This window comes from Bacillus cereus group sp. TH152-1LC (genome assembly GCF_027710505.1).
Lineage (GTDB): Bacteria > Bacillota > Bacilli > Bacillales > Bacillaceae_G > Bacillus_A > Bacillus_A mobilis.
Genome location: NZ_JAQFNK010000035.1, coordinates 1 through 18142, shown reverse-complemented (window position 1 = coordinate 18142; position 18142 = coordinate 1). Strand labels below are relative to the sequence as shown.

The following is an 18142-nucleotide window of genomic DNA, read 5'->3' as shown; positions in this document are numbered from 1 at the left end:
TGATGTAAGAGAAATAAAAAGGGATTTGATAGCCCGTAAATGCTCGAATAGTTCAACTAATAATCAGTGGGGAAGAACACCAACACTGATTAAAGTTTCACTTTATGTAGATGTAGGAGGATTTTTGTATGTCCGATTCGAAATTTCTGCGCGGAACGCTTATTGTTACGTTAGGGACATTTTTAGTAAAGTTCTTAGGCATGATTTACGTCTTTCCGTTTCATGCATTAGTAGGTACAGAAGGCGGAACGCTCTATACATATGGATACATTCCATATACGATCTTTTTAAGTATTGCAACGGCAGGGGTACCACTTGCTGTTTCCAAATTTGTTTCCAAATATAATGCGCTTGGCGATTATAAAACGAGCCGGAGAATGTTCCGCTCGGGAATGGTTATGATGATAGTAACTGGAGTTCTTTCGTTCCTAGTTCTATATATGTCGGCGCCATTGTTTGCAGAAGCAATGCTTGGTAAACAAAGTATACACAGTAATGTAGAAGAAGTTACGACGATTATTCGTCTTGTAAGTTTTGCACTTATTGTTGTACCAGCAGCGAGTTTAATTCGTGGTTATTTCCAAGGTCACCAATCTATGGGACCGACTACTGTTTCGCAAATTATTGAACAAATTATTCGTATCGTCTTTTTATTAGCGGGTAGTTTTATCGTTATTAAAGTACTTGGCGGTACAGTTGCAACAGCAGTTGGGGTAGCAACATTTGCTGCATTCGTTTCAGCAGTTGGAGCACTCGGCGTATTAATTTGGTACTGGTTAAAACGTAAAAAACATTTGGATCAATATTTAATTGAACAAACTGTACCAGAATCGACAGTGAGTACTGTTCAGTTATTTAAAGAATTATTTGCATATGCGATTCCTTACGTTGTAATTGGGTTAACAATTCCTTTATATCAACAAATTGATACATTGACATTTAACTCAATTATGCAAGCGATTGGCCAAGGTGGTATCGCAGAGCGAGCACTTGGTATTTTCACAATGTGGACGCATAAATTAATTATGATTCCTGTATCACTTGCGACAGCGTTTAGTTTAACGCTTGTACCAGCGATTACAAAATCATTTACTGAAAAACAATACCGTTATTTAAAGTTACAAATTACACAAACATTCCAGGCAAATATGTTCTTAACATTGCCAGCAGTTGTCGGTATTTCAACACTTGCATATCCAATCTATACTGCGTTCTATGACTCAGATCCATTAGGTGGACAAGTGTTAATGTGGTATGCACCGGTTGCGTTGTTATTCGCTTTATTTACAGTAACAGCAGCAATTCTGCAAGGGATTAACCAACAAAAACATGCGATTGTCGCGCTTATTATGGGTGTTATTTTGAAATTTGTATGTAACGTAATCTTTATTCGTTATTTCGGTACAGTTGGAGCAATTTTAGCAACAGCAGTCGGATTCTTAGCTTCCGTATGGTATACGAATAGACAAATCAAAAAACATGTACACTATTCATTTGGTGTTGTATATAAGAGAACATTCCAAATTGCAGTATTAACACTTGTAATGGTCGTTGCTGTAAAGTTATCACAATGGATTCTATCCTTCATGATTTCGCCTGATGGACGAATGGGTGCTCTTATTACAGTTGTGATTTGTGCAGGTATTGGTGGTCTTGTGTACGGATTGTTAGCGATTCGCACAGGAGTACTGGAAAGAGTATTTGGCGGAGAAGCGTTAGAGAAAATCCAACGTAAACTTGGCAATAGATTCAAAATAAAGTTGAAATCAAAAGGGGCGTAATTACGTCCCCTTTTCTATGATAAACAAAGAAGGTGAAAAGCGTGAGATTAGATAAATTATTAGCGAATATGGGATATGGAAGTAGAAAAGAAGTAAAGAAATTATTGAAAGACGGCGTTGTGAAAATTGATGGAACGCCAGTGAAAGATGCAAAGGTTCATGTAAATGTAGAAGAACAAGAAGTTATGATTCACGGTGAAGTTGTGGAATATAAAGAGTTTGTTTACTTAATGATGCATAAACCACAAGGCGTTATTTCAGCGACAGAAGATGATAATCATGAAACAGTAATAGATTTATTAGAGTTAGAAGATGCAATCTTTGATCCGTTCCCAGTTGGAAGACTTGATATTGATACGGAAGGTTTCTTATTGATAACGAATGACGGGAAGTTATCACATCAATTGTTATCTCCGAAAAAGCATGTGCCGAAAAAATATTATGCACACGTTGCAGGAGTCGTAACAGAAGAGGATGTAAAAGAGTTTGCTAAAGGTGTTATTTTAGATGATGGCTATGAAACAAAGCCAGGTGCACTTACAATATTAAAAAGCGATGAGATTTCTGAAATCGAGCTTGTCATTACAGAAGGAAAGTTCCATCAAGTAAAGCGTATGTTTGAAGCGGTAGGGAAAAAAGTAGTCTACCTAAAGAGAACAGAGATGGGACCGTTAGTATTAGATGCAGAGTTAGAACTTGGAGAATACCGAGAGCTATCAGATGAAGAAGTAGAAATGTTAAAAACATATCAAGTAGATACTGAGAAATAGTGCTGTTTTTCGGCGCAGAAAAGACCCCTTTCTAATGAGTTAGAAAGGGGTATGTATTTATTTACATACAATTATTTTTTCATTATGAGGTCATTCTCACTTTCTTTCCTGTTGTTGTCCACTTACCGCGGCAAGGGCTATACACGAGTTCATTAAACTGCAACACATTTAGATCACGTTGTATCGTTCGCGGTGTGATCCCGAACTCATCTACAAGGTCTTTCGTCGTTACCGTTCCGTTTTCATTGATGTACATATAAATTGATTTAATGCGTGTTAGCATACGAGTAGTTGTAGGTTTCAAGAGAAAACCACTCCTCTACTAGTTTTTTTGACCCCATTCAGGAAAGAAGGTCGTTACTACCATTGTACTCTACATGATAAAATTCATGCTTTAATCTACTTAAATTTTACAAAAGTTTAACAAATATTCATATAGAAAAATATTGGTAGTTGACATTGTATATATGGTCAGTCAACTAACACATAAAATTCTACGTAAAACGCCAAATTCCTGCAAATTTTTTTGAAAAAATAAAAGAAAAACTAATGGGAAATATCTGAAATATTACAATTGTTCGGTATTTAAGTTTCGTGTATAGCATAAGAGATTTCGGTTTGTTATGATGAAAGAAACAATATAGTGAAGGATGGATGCGTGATGTCAGCAATTAATTGGACAGAAGAGGTTGCAAAACGAAAAGAAGATTTAATTCGTGATACACAACAATTTTTACAAATTAAAAGTGTATGGGAAGAAGAATCGGCGAAAGAGGGCGCACCATTTGGTGAAGGCGTAGAAAAAGCGTTATCTTTCATGTTACATAAAGGAGAAGCTGAAGGTTTTACTTCTAAAAATTTAGAAGGATATGCAGGTCATCTTGAAATGGGACAAGGAGAAGAATTAGTAGGTATTCTTTGTCACGTTGACGTTGTACCAGAAGGAGATGGCTGGACGACTCCTGCATATAGTGCAGATATTCGCGACGGAAAGATTTTTGCACGTGGTGCAATTGACGATAAAGGCCCAACGATGGCAGCTTATTATGCGATGAAAATTGTGAAAGAATTAGGTTTACCTCTTTCAAAACGAGTTCGTATGATTTTAGGAACAGATGAGGAAAGTAATTGGAAATGTGTAGATCACTATTTTAAAAACGAAGAAATGCCAACAATCGGTTTTGCGCCAGACGCGGATTTTCCAATTATTAATGCAGAAAAAGGAATTTCTGATATACAAGTTGTGCAGAGTGGTAGTGAAGAGAAGAAAGGTACATATGAACTTGTTTCATTTGAATCAGGTCGCCGTTTAAATATGGTTCCTGATTTTGCAGAAGCGATTATTACAGGAGAAGATGTAAATGCACTTACAGTAGCATATGAAGAGTATTTACAAACTGCTAAAAAAATAGGTGAAGCAATTGTAGAAGGTAATACGGTGACGTTGCAAATTAAAGGGATTTCAGCTCACGGATCTACTCCAGAGAAGGGCGAGAATGCAGGTTTATTACTAGCAAACTTCTTAACGAAAGTCGCTCTTGATGGAAAAGGAGCTTCGTTTGCAACATTTGCAACAGAGACATTTACTGGTGATATTTATGGTGAAAAGGCTACTATCGCCTATAAAGATGAAGTTAGCGGTCCGTTAACAGTGAATGTTGGTCGTCTTTCTTATACGAAAGAGACTGGTGGTAATTTAGGATTAAATGTACGTTATCCAGTTACGACTAACTTTGAAGAGATGATTACAAAGTTAAAAGAATACGTTGGTACTCATGGATTTGAAGTAGCGGATTATTCAAACTCTCGTCCGCATCACGTTGATAAAGACCACGTATTAATTCGTACGTTGCAGCGCGTATACGAAGAACAAACAGGTGAAAAAGCAGAACTATTAGCGATTGGCGGCGGTACTTACGCTCGTTCATTGGAAGCTGGCGTTGCGTTTGGTCCGTTGTTCCCTGGAAAAGAAGAACTTGCGCATCAAAAAGACGAGTACATTGAAATTGAAGACTTATTAAAAGCGACAGCAATTTACGCGCAAGCAATTCATGAATTAGCGAAGTAATAGATATATATAAATAATAAAAGGCCGTCCCGATACATATTTTGGGACGGTTTTCTGTTACGTATCGTTTGTTGGTAAGGCGATATTCCTTGTCGAAATATCGATATAATTTCATTTCGTATTGCAATCTTAACTTGGTTAGACTGTTAGGGAAATTTGATTCTTTTTCATTGAATGAGATAAGAAAGAAAAGCAACAATAGAAAGAAGGAGAAGATGTACATGGAGCCACATTATTTTGTCGCAATCACTTTACCAAATCATATAAAAGAAGTGCTTTCTAACTATAAAGAGGAAATGCAGGAGGGATTACCATTTCGTTCATGGGTACATAAAGAAGACTATCATATTACCCTTTCATTTTTAGGGAGTGCGACAGAGGAACAATTAGAGGGAATAAAGAATGGATTACAAATACTTACAGAAAAAAAGGAACTATCGTTCACATTACAAGGGTTTTCAACGTTTGGTATGGAAGATAGGCCACGTATTTTTTGGTCGAAGGTAAGTGAGAATCAAGATTTGTTCCAGTTACAAAAGCAAGTACACGCTATTTGTGAAGGGAATGGATTTTCTTTAGAAACGCGCCCGTATCATCCGCATATTACTGTAGCTCGTAAATGGGTAGGAGAAGGTAAATTTGATTTAGAACATATAAAGGAAGTGCCTGAAATATCATTTCAAGCGGATACAATTACTTTATACGAATCTCACGTGAAGGAGACACCGAAGTATAAAGCGATTGCTGAAATAAAATTACAAAAATAGAATGTATGAAAACGTTTTTTATACAGGTGAATATACTATAAAGAATAATGTGTTACTGTATAGAGCTTTGCTGATAAGAAAAGCCTTATCATTTGCAGCTCGTTTCATTTAACTTTAAGAATGATGGTGATTTTTTTATGTTGAAAGTAAAACGTCCATTTGATGCCTATTTAGATGAAATGAATAAAATTACAATTTTGCTCCCACATGCGTATGGAACAAGTCGGACATTTCGTTTGCAAGAAGGAAGTAACGTGAAAGATTTACCGATTGCTCATACAATTGCGCTTCCGGATGCAACGAAGTATGAGTGCTTTATAGAAGAGCCGCTAGATGTGGGGAAGTATTATACAGTACGAGATGAACGGAATGAAGAAACAGATTTACAAATAGGTGCTGTCATAAGAACAGCTATTTTCGATGAAAAGTATTATTACGAAGGTACCGATTTAGGGGCTGTGTATCAAAAAGAAGCAACGACATTTAAAGTGTGGGCTCCAACTGCGAGGCTTGCGAAAGTAAGGATTTATAAAAGTGATAAAGAATATACCGATCATGAAATGTACAGAGGAGAAAATGGAGTTTGGACTCATACATTACAAGGCGATTTAGCTGGAGCAAAGTATACATTTCTTGTTTGTATTAATTTAATATGGAATGAAGCGGTGGACCCTTACGTAAAGTCAGTGACTGTAAATGGGAAGTACGGCGTTGTTATCGATTTAGAAAAGACAAATGTAACAAAGGGGGAGCAATTACCACCATTACAGGCAATGACAGATGCCATATTGTATGAACTGCATATTCGCGATGCTACTATTCATCAGGGCAGCGGAGTGAGTAAAAAAGGAACATATAAGGGGCTAATGGAAGAAGGAACAACAGGGCGAAATGGGACGTTAACAGGCTTGTCTCATATAAAAGATTTGGGTGTTACACATGTTGAATTATTACCTTTATATTGTTTCGGTGGTGTAGATGAGGCGAATCCTTCCTCTGCATATAATTGGGGTTACAATCCATTATATTACAATGCACCAACGGGATATTATGCTACAGACCTCTCTGATCCGTATAACAGGATAGTAGAGTGTAAACAGTTGATCGAAACATTTCATGAGCATGGCATTAGGGTGATTGTAGATGTTGTATATAATCATGTGTATGAAAGAGAGCTATCATCATTTGAAAAGCTTGTCCCAGGATATTATTTTCGTCATGGTGAAGATGGCATGCCTTCTAATGGGACGGGAGTCGGGAATGATATAGCATCTGAACGAAAAATGATGAGGAAATTCATTGTAGAGTCTATTTTATATTGGCTTATTGAGTACAATGTTGATGGATTCCGATTCGATTTAATGGGAATTTTAGATGTTGATACAATGAACATAATAGAAAAAGAAGTGCGAAATATAAAACGAGATGCATTGTTATTAGGAGAAGGGTGGGATCTACAAACACCACTTCCTCTAGAGGAAAAAGCAACGTTAAATAATGCAAAGAAAATGCCGTATATTGCGCAATTTAATGATCAATTTCGTGATGGAATAAAAGGGAGTACCTTTCATATAAATAAACGTGGTTTTGCATTTGGTGGGCATGTAGACTGTAATCATTTGCAGTATATAGCATCAGGAAGCCTTTTAAGTAGGAAAGAAACAGGTTTGTTTTTAGAGCCTGTGCAAAGTATTAACTATGTAGAATGTCATGACAATATGACGATGTGGGATAAACTAATGCGTAGTAATGAAGAGCCAGAAGAGATTTTGAAAAAACGTCACCTTCTAGCGAGCGCAATGGTGATTCTTTCGCAAGGTATTCCTTTCTTACATGCGGGGCAAGAGTTTTATCGTACGAAGCAAGGAAATGAAAATAGTTATAATGCAAATGATGAAATTAATCAATTAGATTGGGATCAAAAAGAGAACGAGATAGAGACCGTTAACTATATAAAAGGTTTAATTGCGATTCGTAAAGAGCACGGAGCATTCCGATTACAAAACGCAGATCTTATAAAAAAGCACATGACTTTTTTGCAAACCTCTCCAGAAGTACTTGCATATCACCTAGTGCATGCAGAATCGTTTGGACCGTGGAAAGAGATTGTGGTTTTATTTAATAGCGGTTTAGAAGCTAAAACGGTGCAACTTCCGAAAGAAGAAACGTGGCATGTGTTAGTAAACGAAAAGCAAGCAAAAATAGAGCCAATTTCTTCATTTAGAGGAAAGGAACTTCAGCTGGCTCCAATTAGCACGTATATATTGACGATAATGTGACAAATCGCTACTTGACGATGAGAATGTAATAAATGTAGAATTGACAAAGGTGACGATTTTGATAAGTTGTCATTCTATGACTGGTTTTGTAAAATAAAATAGAGAGTTTTTGGCTTATGCCAAGTTTTCTTTTCATTTACAGTAAAATATATGAATCCACAACATGTGTAGAAATGTTGCGGTTTTTCTTTTCATAACTATAAAAGATAAGGATTTGTTAACGGGTAATGAATATGGAATGGTTGGAACAATTATTAGGAAAAGAGTGGAGTCTTGTACCGGCTGGTGGAGTAACGGGCGATGCATATATTGCGCAAAACGGACAACAGAAGTTATTTTTAAAGCGGAATACATCGCCCTTTTTAGCGGTATTGTCAGCAGAAGGAATTGTTCCAAAATTACTTTGGACAAGAAGGGTAACGAACGGTGATGTAATTTCTGCTCAAAAATGGCTTCCGGGACAGAAGCTAGAGCCAGAGGATATGAAACTAGAACGTGTTGCAAAACTTTTGAAGAAAATACACTCCTCTAAAGCACTTGTACAGATGATTCAAAGACTTGGGAAGCAGCCGCTTCACGCACAAGAGTTATTACAACAACTGCAACTTGTTTTAAGAGGAGATATAAGGGATGATGAAGCAATTCAGCAAGGCCTTCAATATTTAATGGATTCATTAAAAGATATTGAACACAATGAATTCGTTGTATGCCATTGTGATGTGAACCATAACAACTGGCTATTGTCGGATGAAGATGAGCTGTTTTTAATTGATTGGGATGGAGCTGTAATTGCTGACCCAGCTCTAGACCTCGGTATGTTATTATATTGGTACATTCCGCGCCACGAATGGAGCGAGTGGCTCGAATATTATGATATTGAAATGGATGAATTGCTGCTTAGGCGTATGAGGTGGTATGTAATAGCACAAACGATTTTGTCTATTCAATGGCACACAACAAAAAAGCAGCAAGCAGAAGCTGAATATTGGCATCAATATTTACAGCAACTACTTGCTTCAGAGTAATACTTAAGAAAAATTGTCCATTCCAGCAATCCACTGAGTAAGTTGTTCTTGATTATTGGAAATGTGGTTGTCCAAATTAGAGGAAGATTTACCCGATTGACTATAAGAATATACATCGTTTAGCATTGCTTTAGCGTCACTACTTATACTATCGTTTGCGAGTAACGATTGAATGAGACGCTCTAATTGCTCGCATTCAGAAACTGTCCCGCAACAATCACTTTGGTGATTGACTAAAATATCTTTCAGCACTTCTAATTGATGTTGTTGATTAATTGGCATGAACGGATCATCCTTTCGATTGTTTTTCTCTTCCTAGAAATATAAGAGAAAAAGCTGTTTCGTCATGGAATGTTTAATGCTGTATGTAGTTTTTATCAAAATGGTACATCTTATACTTGAAAGAAACGGACCGAGTGCTCGTACGTACTTGGTTTTTTGTTTGGTAGATTGATTAAAACAGAAAGAAGGAATTATTCCTTTAAAATAGCTATGTAAAGAGAGGGAGACATCTATGCGTTTAAGACATAAACCATATGCAATGGATCGAATTAATGAGTATTCACATATCGTAATTGGAAACCCAGAGGAGCGCGCTGGTAACTGGAAAGAAGTATTTGGAAATGAACAACCAATTCATATTGAAGTAGGTACAGGTCGTGGCCGCTTTATGTATGATATGGCAAAAGCAAATCCGCATATTAATTATATTGGAATTGAAAAATTCACAAGTGTTGTTGTAGATGCACTTGATAAATTAATTGAAGAAGAATTACCGAACTTAAAGTTAATTAATAAAGATGCTGAAGATTTAAAAGTTTTCTTTGCAAAAGGTGAGATTGATCGCGTTTATTTAAACTTCTCAGATCCATGGCCAAAGACACGTCATACGAAGCGTCGTTTAACGTATAAAACGTTTTTACGTAATTATGAAGAAGTGTTAGTAGAAGGCGGAGAAATTCATTTCAAAACAGATAACCAAGGTTTATTTGAATACTCTCTAATGAGTATGGCTGAGTATGGTATGTTATTAACTTACCTTAGCCTAGACCTTCATAATAGTGATTATGAAGGTAATATCATGACTGAATACGAAGAGAAGTTCTCTAGTAAAGGTCATCGTATTTACCGAGTGGAAGCGAAATATCGTACAGAACCTATGCAGTAATGCATAGGTTTTTTGTAGCTAAAATAATCGGAATTTTGTGTTAATATTAATTAAAAAGGGGGATGCGTAATGGAACAGTTACAAATTGGCGATATAAAAGTGACGTGGCTAAAAGGTGGGAACACACATTTAGACGGGGGAGCAATGTTTGGAGTTGTGCCGAAAGTACTTTGGTCACGTAAGTATAAACATAATGATACAAATCATATTTATTTACGAACAGATCCGTTACTTTTGCAAACGAAAGACGGGAATATGCTCATTGATTCGGGAATAGGAAACGGTAAATTGAATGAGAAGATGAAGCGAAATCAAGGTGTAACAGAAGAATCATCGGTTTATGAATCATTAGAAAAACTAGGATTAACGCCTGAAGATATCCACTACGTTTTAATGACGCACCTTCATTTTGATCATGCATCTGGTTTAACAAAACGGAAAGATGATGGCCTTGTACCAGCTTTTCCGAATGCGAAAATTTACGTAAGCGAAACAGAATGGAATGAAATGAGGAACCCAAATATTAGATCACGTAATACATATTGGAAGGAAAATTGGGAGCCAATTGTAGATCAAGTTATTACGTTCCAACAAGAAATAGAAATTACAGATGAAATAAAAATGGTGCATACAGGCGGTCATAGTGATGGACATGCAGTTATTGCTTTAGAAAGCAAAGGTGAAACGATGCTTCATTTAGCAGATCTATTGCCGACGCACGCCCATCAAAATGTACTATGGGTAATGGCATACGATGATTATCCAATGACATCGATTGAAAATAAGCAAAAGTGGATGAAGTACGGCGCTGAAAACGATGCTTGGTTTACGTTTTATCATGACGCATATTACCGTGCCGTAAAGTGGAATGAGGAAGGGCATATCGTAGAAAAAATAGAGCGGAAAACGAGTATAGAAGCATAAACAGAGGAGGGTGTTCTAGCAGTCTGTTGGGGCAGCCTTTTTATTATTGGCTTTTTTGGTCGATAAATCGATATATTTCAAAAAACGCCGATATAATTTCAATTACTATCCATAATTAAAAAATAAGAGGTTCACCTAATGGGAACCCTCTTTTTTATGCTGCTATAACCTCTAAAACAGTACCTGTTTTAGCATCAACTAAAAATTCAAATCGTTCTTGTATATCATCTAACATCGTTGTAAGACCGCCGCGATAAACTTCATATGCGACATCATATTTTTCAAATGTCTCTGGAACCATATGTACCCAAGAGCCAGTAATTTCACCTTTATGACTTAATGCTTGTTTCACCATTTTCAATGCTTTTTCTGAAGAAATATGGGATTGTTCTTGGACTTTGTTTGCAACAAGATAACCAGCTGCAAATCCAACGCCAAGACCTGCTACTAAACCTTTCCAGCTCATATATTCACCTCAATTCTATAAAATAAAAATAGTGTACCAATAATAATTATAAAGCAAATACAGCTAAAAAAGAAGAAACTAGAAACATTTCGAAAATTTCGTTACAATAAAAGAGGTATTCTACTAAGGTTTGAAAGAAGGGGACTTCGTGAATAAAGAGACATTACAATTATTTCGTACGTTAACAGAATTACAAGGTGCATCAGGTTTCGAACATGATGTACGCCGTTTTATGAAGCAAGAATTAAGCAAATATGCGGATGAAATTGTGCAAGACGGTTTAGGTAGCGTATTTGGTCTGAAAAAAGGGGACGAAACTGGCCCACGTGTTCTTGTAGCAGGTCATATGGATGAAGTAGGTTTCATGGTTACGCAAATTACGAAAAACGGGATGCTTCGTTTTCAAACGTTAGGCGGCTGGTGGAGCCAAGTTCTATTAGCACAACGTGTACAAGTTATGACGAAGAATGGTCCTGTTATTGGGGTTGTTGGTTCTATTCCTCCTCATTTATTAAGTGACGCGCAACGTGCAAAACCGATGGATATAAAAAATATGTTAATTGATATAGGTGCAGACAGCTATGAAGATGCGATTGAAATTGGTATAAAACCAGGACAACAAATCGTGCCAATCTGCCCGTTTACGCCGATGGCAAACGAAAAGAAAATTATGGCGAAAGCTTGGGACAACCGTTACGGATGTGGCCTTGCAATCGAATTACTAAAAGAATTAAAAGACGAAACATTACCAAACACATTATACTCTGGCGCGACTGTACAAGAAGAAGTTGGTCTTCGCGGTGCGCAAACAGCTGCAAATATGATTCAACCAGACATTTTCTATGCGCTTGATGCAAGCCCAGCGAACGATGCGTCTGGTGATAAAACGCAGTTCGGTCAATTAGGAAAAGGTGCTCTTCTTCGTATTTACGACCGTACGATGGTAACACATAGAGGAATGCGCGAATTTATTTTAGATACAGCAGAAACACACAACATTCCGTACCAATACTTTATTTCACAAGGTGGTACAGATGCGGGCCGTGTACATACAAGTAACTCAGGTATCCCATCAGCAGTAATTGGTGTTTGCGCACGCTACATTCATACACATGCTTCTATTTTACATGTTGATGATTATGCGGCAGCGAAAGAGTTAATTACGAAGCTTGTAAGAGCAACGGATAAAACGACGTTAGAGACAATTAAGAATAACGCGTAGAGAGGAAGAAGGGCTGAAGAGCCTTTCTTTTTTTGGCTTGAATAGATGATCCATCCATGTGTGGTGGCGGTCAGTGCCTAATTGGTGCTCGAATGGTGTATTAAGACACTGGGTAGGAAGGCTGTTTTGTGTTCGAGGTCGGCAATGGTGAGGAAATCCAACTTCTTTTTTAGATTGGATAGATGCGCCGGTGATGTATGGTAGTGATTGATGTTTAATTTAAGTAGGGCGAAATGATGAATGTATATAAAGGTGAATGAAATGAAAGTAGTAGTTGGATCGAAGAATAAAACGAAAGTTGGAGCTGTGGAGAAGGTGTGGAATGATGCTATAATTACATCTCTTTCTGTTCCTTCAGGAGTAGCAAACCAGCCGTTTTCAGATGAAGAGACGATGCAAGGAGCGGTTAATAGAGCGAAGCGAGCGCTGCAAGAAGGAGAAGCTCAAATTGGTATTGGGCTAGAAGGCGGCGTAATGAAAACGGAGCACGGTTTATTTATGTGTAACTGGGGCGCGTTAGCAACAAGTGACGGTAAAACATTCGTTGCTGGCGGGGCGCGTATTAAGTTACCAGACGATTTTTTAGCACCTCTTGAAGATGGCAAAGAGTTAAGTGAAGTGATGGAAGAGTTTGTGCAGAGAAAAGATATTCGTAGTCACGAAGGTGCAATCGGTATTTTTACAGATGATTATGTCGACCGTACGGAATTATTTGTACACGTTGTTAAGTTACTTGTTGGGCAATATAAGTATGACGAAAAGCAAGCATAAACCTTGCACCATGCGCGATGTATGGTAGTATAAAAGAAAGATTATAACATGAAAAAATGCACTCGTTAGAGGAGGAAATATAGATGAAATCATTAGAAAGCATGGAGCAATTCCAACAATTGAAAAATGAAGAGAATGTAGTCTTTATGTTCTCAGCAGAATGGTGCCCTGACTGCCGTTTTGTAGATCCATTTATGCCAGAAGTAGAAGAGAAATATAGTGATTTCTCATTTTACTATGTAGATCGTGATGAGTTTATTGATCTATGCGTAAAATTAGACGTATTTGGCATTCCGAGCTTTGTAGCGTACAATAAAGGTGAAGAAACAGGTCGCTATGTAAACAAAGACCGTAAAACACAAGAACAAATCGAAGAGTTCATTGAAGGTTTAAAATAAGGCAATTTGCCAATTGAATTGTAAAACAACCTCTACCTTCGCGGGGGAGGTTATTTTTTTGGAAGGGAGGAAAAAGAGATGAAGATGACAAGTAAAAAGATGAAAGACGAGTTAATGAAGAAATTATCTCGCCCGGAATGGGACTTTCAGTATGATAGCGAGAAAGAAGTTCTACGTATAGAACAGAAAGACTCGAAAAAAGGTATTAACGTATCGCTTCCAGGAGTTGTGGCAAAATGGGAAGTGAATAAAGAAAAAGCAATTGAAGAGGTTGCTTATTACGTACAAGAAGCGTTAATTGCGATGCATAAAGAAGAAAATAGCGCGGCGAAAATTTTACCTGTTATTCGCTCTACTTCTTTCCCGAAACAAGCAGAAGAAGGAAATCCGTTTATTATGACGGATCATACGGCGGAAACACGTATTTACTACGCGTTAGATTCGAATAAAACGTATCGATTAATTGATGAACGTCTATTACAAAAATTAGGACTGACAGAGCAACAAGTGCGTGAAATGGCATTATTCAACGCTCGCTCATTAGGTTATGAATTTAAACAAGACACAGTAGCAGGGAATACATTCTACTTTTTAAACACAAATGATGGGTATGATGCGACTCGTATTTTAAATGAATCGTTACTACAATCGATGCGTGAAAAAATTTCTGGTGATATGGTTGTTGCTGTTCCTCACCAAGATGTATTAATTATTGCTGATATCGTCAACGAAATCGGTTATGATATTATTGCACAAATGACAATGAAATTTTTTGCCGAAGGGCATGTTCCGATTACATCACTTTCATTCGTATATGAAGATGGGGACTTTGAACCAATCTTTATTTTAGCGAAAAATCGGAAGAAGACAGATGGAAAAGAGAAAGGATGAACGAAGTGAACGTTTTTTACAACCTTGAAGGAATTGGTGACACTCTAATTGTTGCCTTACAAGATATTACTTTAGAGAACCGTACTTTTGATCGCAAAGGAGATGTTGCACGCGTATACGATCGTGAAAGCAACGACACAGCAGGATTCAACATCTTTAATGCATCTTCTTACTTAGAAGTAAAAGAAACAGGTAACTTAACGTTAACGAAAGAGCTTGTAGAACAAATCAACGGAATTTTAGCGAAGAACGGCTTTGAAGAAACAGTAGAAGCAGATCTTTCTCCGAAATTTGTTGTAGGCTATGTAGCTGAAAAAGAGAAGCATCCAAATGCTGATAAGTTAAACATTTGTAAAGTAGAAATCGGTACAGAAACATTACAAATCGTATGTGGCGCACCGAACGTTGATGCGGGACAAAAAGTTGTCGTTGCAAAAATTGGCGCTGTAATGCCAAGCGGTATGTTAATTAAACCAGCTGAACTTCGTGGAGTTCCTTCTTCAGGAATGATTTGCTCAGCACGTGAATTAGAGCTTCCAGATGCTCCACAAGAAAAAGGTATTCTTGTATTAGAAGATAGCTTTGAAGTTGGACAAGAGTTCAAATTTTAATTGATGTAAAAAAGAGAGGTTGTCCTTTTGGACAGCCTCTCTTTTCTATTGAATCGTTAATATATTGCGAGTTGTAATAGATATATGTAGAAAATCGTTCATATTTATAAGGATGTCACCTTTTTTCTTAAAATCTATATTGTATTTTATAAACAAACTAGTTAAAATTTAGAAAAATAGAAGGGGATAGACGTATGAAACAACAACTAAAAATTGCAGAACTTCTGAAACGAATTGAAACTTCAAAACAACAAGATATCGAGTTAGGCTCCTATGAAATATATTTGTTTAGTGAAAATGAATTAGAAAAAGGACAAATCGGTTATCGATATGATAAACATAAAAAACCATTAATAAGTGAAGAACATGGAAAATGGAAAGAAGAATGGATTGTTATCGGATATGAAACAGATATGGGGGATCCGATTTTCGTAAATGTAGTTGATGATGCTTATCTCGTTTATACAGCGGAGCGTGGAACTGAAACGTGGCAACCCGTTCATATTGGAAATATGGATGAGATTATAAAACAATTATAAGAAAAACTTTGAGACCGGTGCAAAGTGATGGGAGAAAAATATGAAGTATATAAAAATAATGAGTATGATTGCATTCATTGGCATATATATGGGCGGTTGTTCGCAAGAAGAGCCGAAAAAAGAAGTAACATCTTCTATGCAGGAAACAAACAAAGATAACAAGGACGACGCACCGGTAGAAAAGCAGCAAGCAGAACAAGAAAAGAAAGAAGAACCGCAAGCAGTTCAAACAACTGAGCAAGTGGAGCATAAGCAGGAGGAAGTGCCTACCGAGGAAAAGAAAGAGGAAGCTACGCCAGTGCAGCCAACTGAGCAACCGCTGCAAAATAATGAACAAAAAGTAGAGAGTAATGAAAAGCAAGAAAAGTTTCTTGTCATTATTGATCCGGGGCATCAACAAAAAGCAAATTTAAATTTAGAGCCGATTGGGCCAGGAGCAGCGACGCAAAAATATAAAGTGACAGATGGTACAACTGGTGTTGTGACGAAAAAAAGAGAGGCTGTTCTCGTATTAGAAATGGCTTTCCTATTAAAAGAAAAGTTAGAAGCTAAGGGAATACAAGTATTAATGACGAGAACGTCACAAGATGTGGATATAAGTAATAAAGAACGCGCGACATTTGCGAATGATCATAAGGCGAATTTGTTTTTACGTCTTCATGCAGATGGTTCTGAAAATCCGAATCAAAGTGGATTTGCTGTATTAACACCGGCAGAAGGAAGTCCGTACACGAAAGAGATTTATGCTGAAAGTCTTCAAATCTCTCAAACGATTGTAAATAAAATGAGAGAGAATCAGCAGGTGAAAGTGAATGGAATTAAATTCAGGGATGATCTTTCTGGATTTAATTGGTCCAAAGTACCTGGTGTACTATTAGAACTTGGGTTTATGTCCAACCCTGAAGAAGATAAAAAATTATCTGACTCGCAGTATGTAAATTCTTTATTGCAAAGTGTAACGGATAGTGTAGAGGAATATCGGAAGAGTAAAGCTTAAACGCAGTCTTATATGTAAGGGTGCGTTTTTCTATATGAAAATACTCGTAAATTAGAATGTTATGGATAAATATGACATGCTTAATTTTACCTGCACTTTTTGCCGAATGCTGATACAATAAAGGATGTTACTATTTAGTAGAAAGAGTGGTAAGCATGTTAGATTGGATGAAAAAGCTGTTTAACAAAGAGGAAGAACAAACAGCGATGAATAAAGAAGTACCGGAGCAAGTTGAAAGTCAGCCGAAAATTCCTCGTGTAAACCACTACACTGAAGCAAGAGAAGCACAAATGGCAAGTAGGAATGCAGGTAAATGCCGTTTTCCATTAGTACCGGATAATGGGTTCGATGAAGAGGATGTTATAGAAACAGGGTATTTTGAAGAACAACCTGTTCAAGCTGTAACATATGAAGAGCAGCCTATTCAAAGAGGAATCAAAGTGGAAAGAAGTAGACGACAGTATGTGGAGAAGGTAGTTTCTACATATGAAGAGCCGGAAATGCAATATGAACCGGAGCGAGAGCCTGTCGTAAAGAAAGCATCTGTACCTACGCAAGAAAGTAACCGTAGACCATTTCGTCCAACAGAAATGATTTCGCCAATTTACGGATATAATCGTCCTTCAGTAGAGAAAAAGGTAGAAAAGCAGGAGGAAGAAAAGGAAAGAGAAGACCTTGAAATATCTGTAGAGGGCAAATCAGTCGTTGATGCATGGTTAGAGAAAAAAGGATATGCATTATCTGATTTCTCAGAAGGACAAGCAACGAATTCTTCCAGTCATGAAGGAGTTGATCAGCAAGATCAACAAAATAAAAAGGAAGAAAAGTCAGTTGTCGATCAATGGCTAGAGAAAAACGGTTATGAAATTGAACGCCAAGAACCTATAGTAGAAGAAAAAGAAGTGGTTCAAGAAATTAGTGCACCGCAGGAAGTTCCAGCGGCTGAATTACTTCACGAAACAATTGCTGAGAGCATGGAAGATGCTAAACAAGAAAGTGATGTAGTGGCCCGAAACATTCTACAAGAGGAATCAGTAGATTCTAAAGTAGAGCACGAGGATACAATATTAACAGAAGAAATTAAACGTAATACAGAAATAGAACAACCTACTATTGAAGTAGAAGAGCAATCTCCAGAAGAATCAGTGATTGTTAAAGCAGAAGAGAAACTGGAAGAAACAATCATTGTGGAAATACCAGAAGAAATGGAAGTAATTGCAGAAACGGAAGAGCAAGAAGAAGTGGAAGTAGTTGCAGAAGCGGAAGTACCAGAAGAAGTGGAAGTAATTGCAGAAACAGAAGCGCCAGAAGAAATAGAAGTAATTGCAGAAGCAGAAGAGTTAGAAGAAGTGGAAGTAATTGCGGAAACAGAAGAGCGGGAAGAAGTAGAAGTAATTGCAGAAACAGAAGTGCCAGAAGAAGCGGAAGTAATTGCAGAAACGGAAGAGCAAGAAGAAGTGGAAGT

18 protein-coding genes and 1 pseudogene are annotated in these 18142 nt (G+C 37.2%); 16 read left to right on the top strand and 3 right to left on the bottom strand.

All coding sequences use genetic code 11. The features are described 5' to 3' along the window. The first annotated feature begins 128 nt into the window (after positions 1 to 128). Entirely contained in the window at positions 129 to 1781 is a 1653-nt protein-coding gene (locus PDL00_RS32555) for a putative polysaccharide biosynthesis protein (RefSeq protein WP_270733662.1), read from the top strand. Between the two features lie 41 nt (positions 1782 to 1822). After that, on the top strand, positions 1823 to 2551 hold the full coding sequence (locus PDL00_RS32550; protein WP_071722484.1) for a pseudouridine synthase: 729 nt from the start codon (positions 1823 to 1825) through the stop codon (positions 2549 to 2551). A gap of 82 nt (positions 2552 to 2633) precedes the next feature. On the opposite strand, the gene PDL00_RS32545 is transcribed toward PDL00_RS32550, so the two are convergent. Further along, positions 2634 to 2855, bottom strand: a complete 222-nt coding sequence (locus tag PDL00_RS32545; protein WP_000805512.1) for a DeoR family transcriptional regulator — start codon at positions 2853 to 2855, stop codon at positions 2634 to 2636. Between the two features lie 357 nt (positions 2856 to 3212). On the opposite strand from PDL00_RS32545, the gene pepV reads away from it, so the two are divergent. From pepV to PDL00_RS32525, 4 genes are all read left to right on the top strand, one after another. Then, positions 3213 to 4619: a dipeptidase PepV gene (pepV, locus tag PDL00_RS32540; RefSeq protein ID WP_144535566.1), complete on the top strand. Its 1407-nt coding sequence runs from the start codon at positions 3213 to 3215 to the stop codon at positions 4617 to 4619. Positions 4620 to 4840: 221 nt separating this feature from the next. Beyond that, on the top strand, positions 4841 to 5386 hold the full coding sequence (thpR, locus tag PDL00_RS32535; RefSeq protein WP_270733661.1) for an RNA 2',3'-cyclic phosphodiesterase: 546 nt from the start codon (positions 4841 to 4843) through the stop codon (positions 5384 to 5386). Between the two features lie 137 nt (positions 5387 to 5523). Beyond that, positions 5524 to 7665, top strand: a complete 2142-nt coding sequence (gene pulA, locus PDL00_RS32530; protein WP_270733660.1) for a type I pullulanase — start codon at positions 5524 to 5526, stop codon at positions 7663 to 7665. A 227-nt stretch (positions 7666 to 7892) separates the two neighbouring features. Continuing rightward, a complete protein-coding gene (locus PDL00_RS32525) occupies positions 7893 to 8690 on the top strand; it encodes a phosphotransferase family protein (RefSeq protein WP_120450943.1) in 798 nt (265 codons plus the stop codon). 3 nt (positions 8691 to 8693) lie between these two features. Here PDL00_RS32525 and PDL00_RS32520 read toward each other — a convergent pair whose 3' ends face one another. Then, positions 8694 to 8972, bottom strand: a complete 279-nt coding sequence (locus PDL00_RS32520; RefSeq protein WP_001122236.1) for a YtzH-like family protein — start codon at positions 8970 to 8972, stop codon at positions 8694 to 8696. A 232-nt stretch (positions 8973 to 9204) separates the two neighbouring features. Between PDL00_RS32520 and trmB the strand changes: the two genes are divergently transcribed. Together trmB and PDL00_RS32510 are read left to right on the top strand one after the other, a co-directional pair. Then, a complete protein-coding gene (trmB, locus tag PDL00_RS32515) occupies positions 9205 to 9858 on the top strand; it encodes a tRNA (guanosine(46)-N7)-methyltransferase TrmB (protein ID WP_242256412.1) in 654 nt (217 codons plus the stop codon). A gap of 69 nt (positions 9859 to 9927) precedes the next feature. Beyond that, complete coding sequence (locus tag PDL00_RS32510) at positions 9928 to 10782, top strand: YtnP family quorum-quenching lactonase (protein WP_270733658.1); 855 nt, start codon at positions 9928 to 9930, stop codon at positions 10780 to 10782. A 154-nt stretch (positions 10783 to 10936) separates the two neighbouring features. Here the strand turns inward: PDL00_RS32510 and PDL00_RS32505 are convergent, their stop codons facing one another. Next, positions 10937 to 11248 carry a PepSY domain-containing protein gene (locus PDL00_RS32505; protein ID WP_000118541.1) on the bottom strand — a complete coding sequence of 104 codons (312 nt, stop codon included), beginning with the start codon at positions 11246 to 11248 and terminating at the stop codon, positions 10937 to 10939. A gap of 148 nt (positions 11249 to 11396) precedes the next feature. On the opposite strand from PDL00_RS32505, the gene PDL00_RS32500 reads away from it, so the two are divergent. From PDL00_RS32500 to PDL00_RS32465, 8 genes and pseudogenes are all read left to right on the top strand, one after another. Next, complete coding sequence (locus tag PDL00_RS32500; protein ID WP_002123132.1) at positions 11397 to 12470, top strand: M42 family metallopeptidase; 1074 nt, start codon at positions 11397 to 11399, stop codon at positions 12468 to 12470. A gap of 261 nt (positions 12471 to 12731) precedes the next feature. Continuing rightward, positions 12732 to 13241 carry a DUF84 family protein gene (locus tag PDL00_RS32495; RefSeq protein WP_061676818.1) on the top strand — a complete coding sequence of 170 codons (510 nt, stop codon included), beginning with the start codon at positions 12732 to 12734 and terminating at the stop codon, positions 13239 to 13241. 83 nt (positions 13242 to 13324) lie between these two features. Continuing rightward, positions 13325 to 13639 (top strand): thioredoxin family protein, encoded by a 315-nt coding sequence (locus tag PDL00_RS32490; protein WP_000838193.1) that lies wholly within the window; start codon positions 13325 to 13327, stop codon positions 13637 to 13639. Between the two features lie 78 nt (positions 13640 to 13717). Continuing rightward, positions 13718 to 14530, top strand: a complete 813-nt coding sequence (locus PDL00_RS32485) for a DUF1444 domain-containing protein (protein WP_000784603.1) — start codon at positions 13718 to 13720, stop codon at positions 14528 to 14530. Further along, positions 14527 to 15141, top strand: coding sequence for a YtpR family tRNA-binding protein (gene ytpR, locus PDL00_RS32480; protein ID WP_242256407.1), 615 nt, complete (start codon positions 14527 to 14529; stop codon positions 15139 to 15141). Before PDL00_RS32485 ends, ytpR begins: the two co-directional genes overlap by 4 nt. A 194-nt stretch (positions 15142 to 15335) precedes the next feature. Beyond that, a complete protein-coding gene (locus tag PDL00_RS32475) occupies positions 15336 to 15680 on the top strand; it encodes a thiamine transporter (RefSeq protein WP_270733657.1) in 345 nt (114 codons plus the stop codon). Between the two features lie 40 nt (positions 15681 to 15720). Beyond that, positions 15721 to 16677, top strand: coding sequence for an N-acetylmuramoyl-L-alanine amidase (locus PDL00_RS32470; protein WP_270733656.1), 957 nt, complete (start codon positions 15721 to 15723; stop codon positions 16675 to 16677). A gap of 155 nt (positions 16678 to 16832) precedes the next feature. Continuing rightward, positions 16833 to 18142, top strand: a pseudogene (locus tag PDL00_RS32465) (DNA translocase FtsK); the annotation flags it as partial.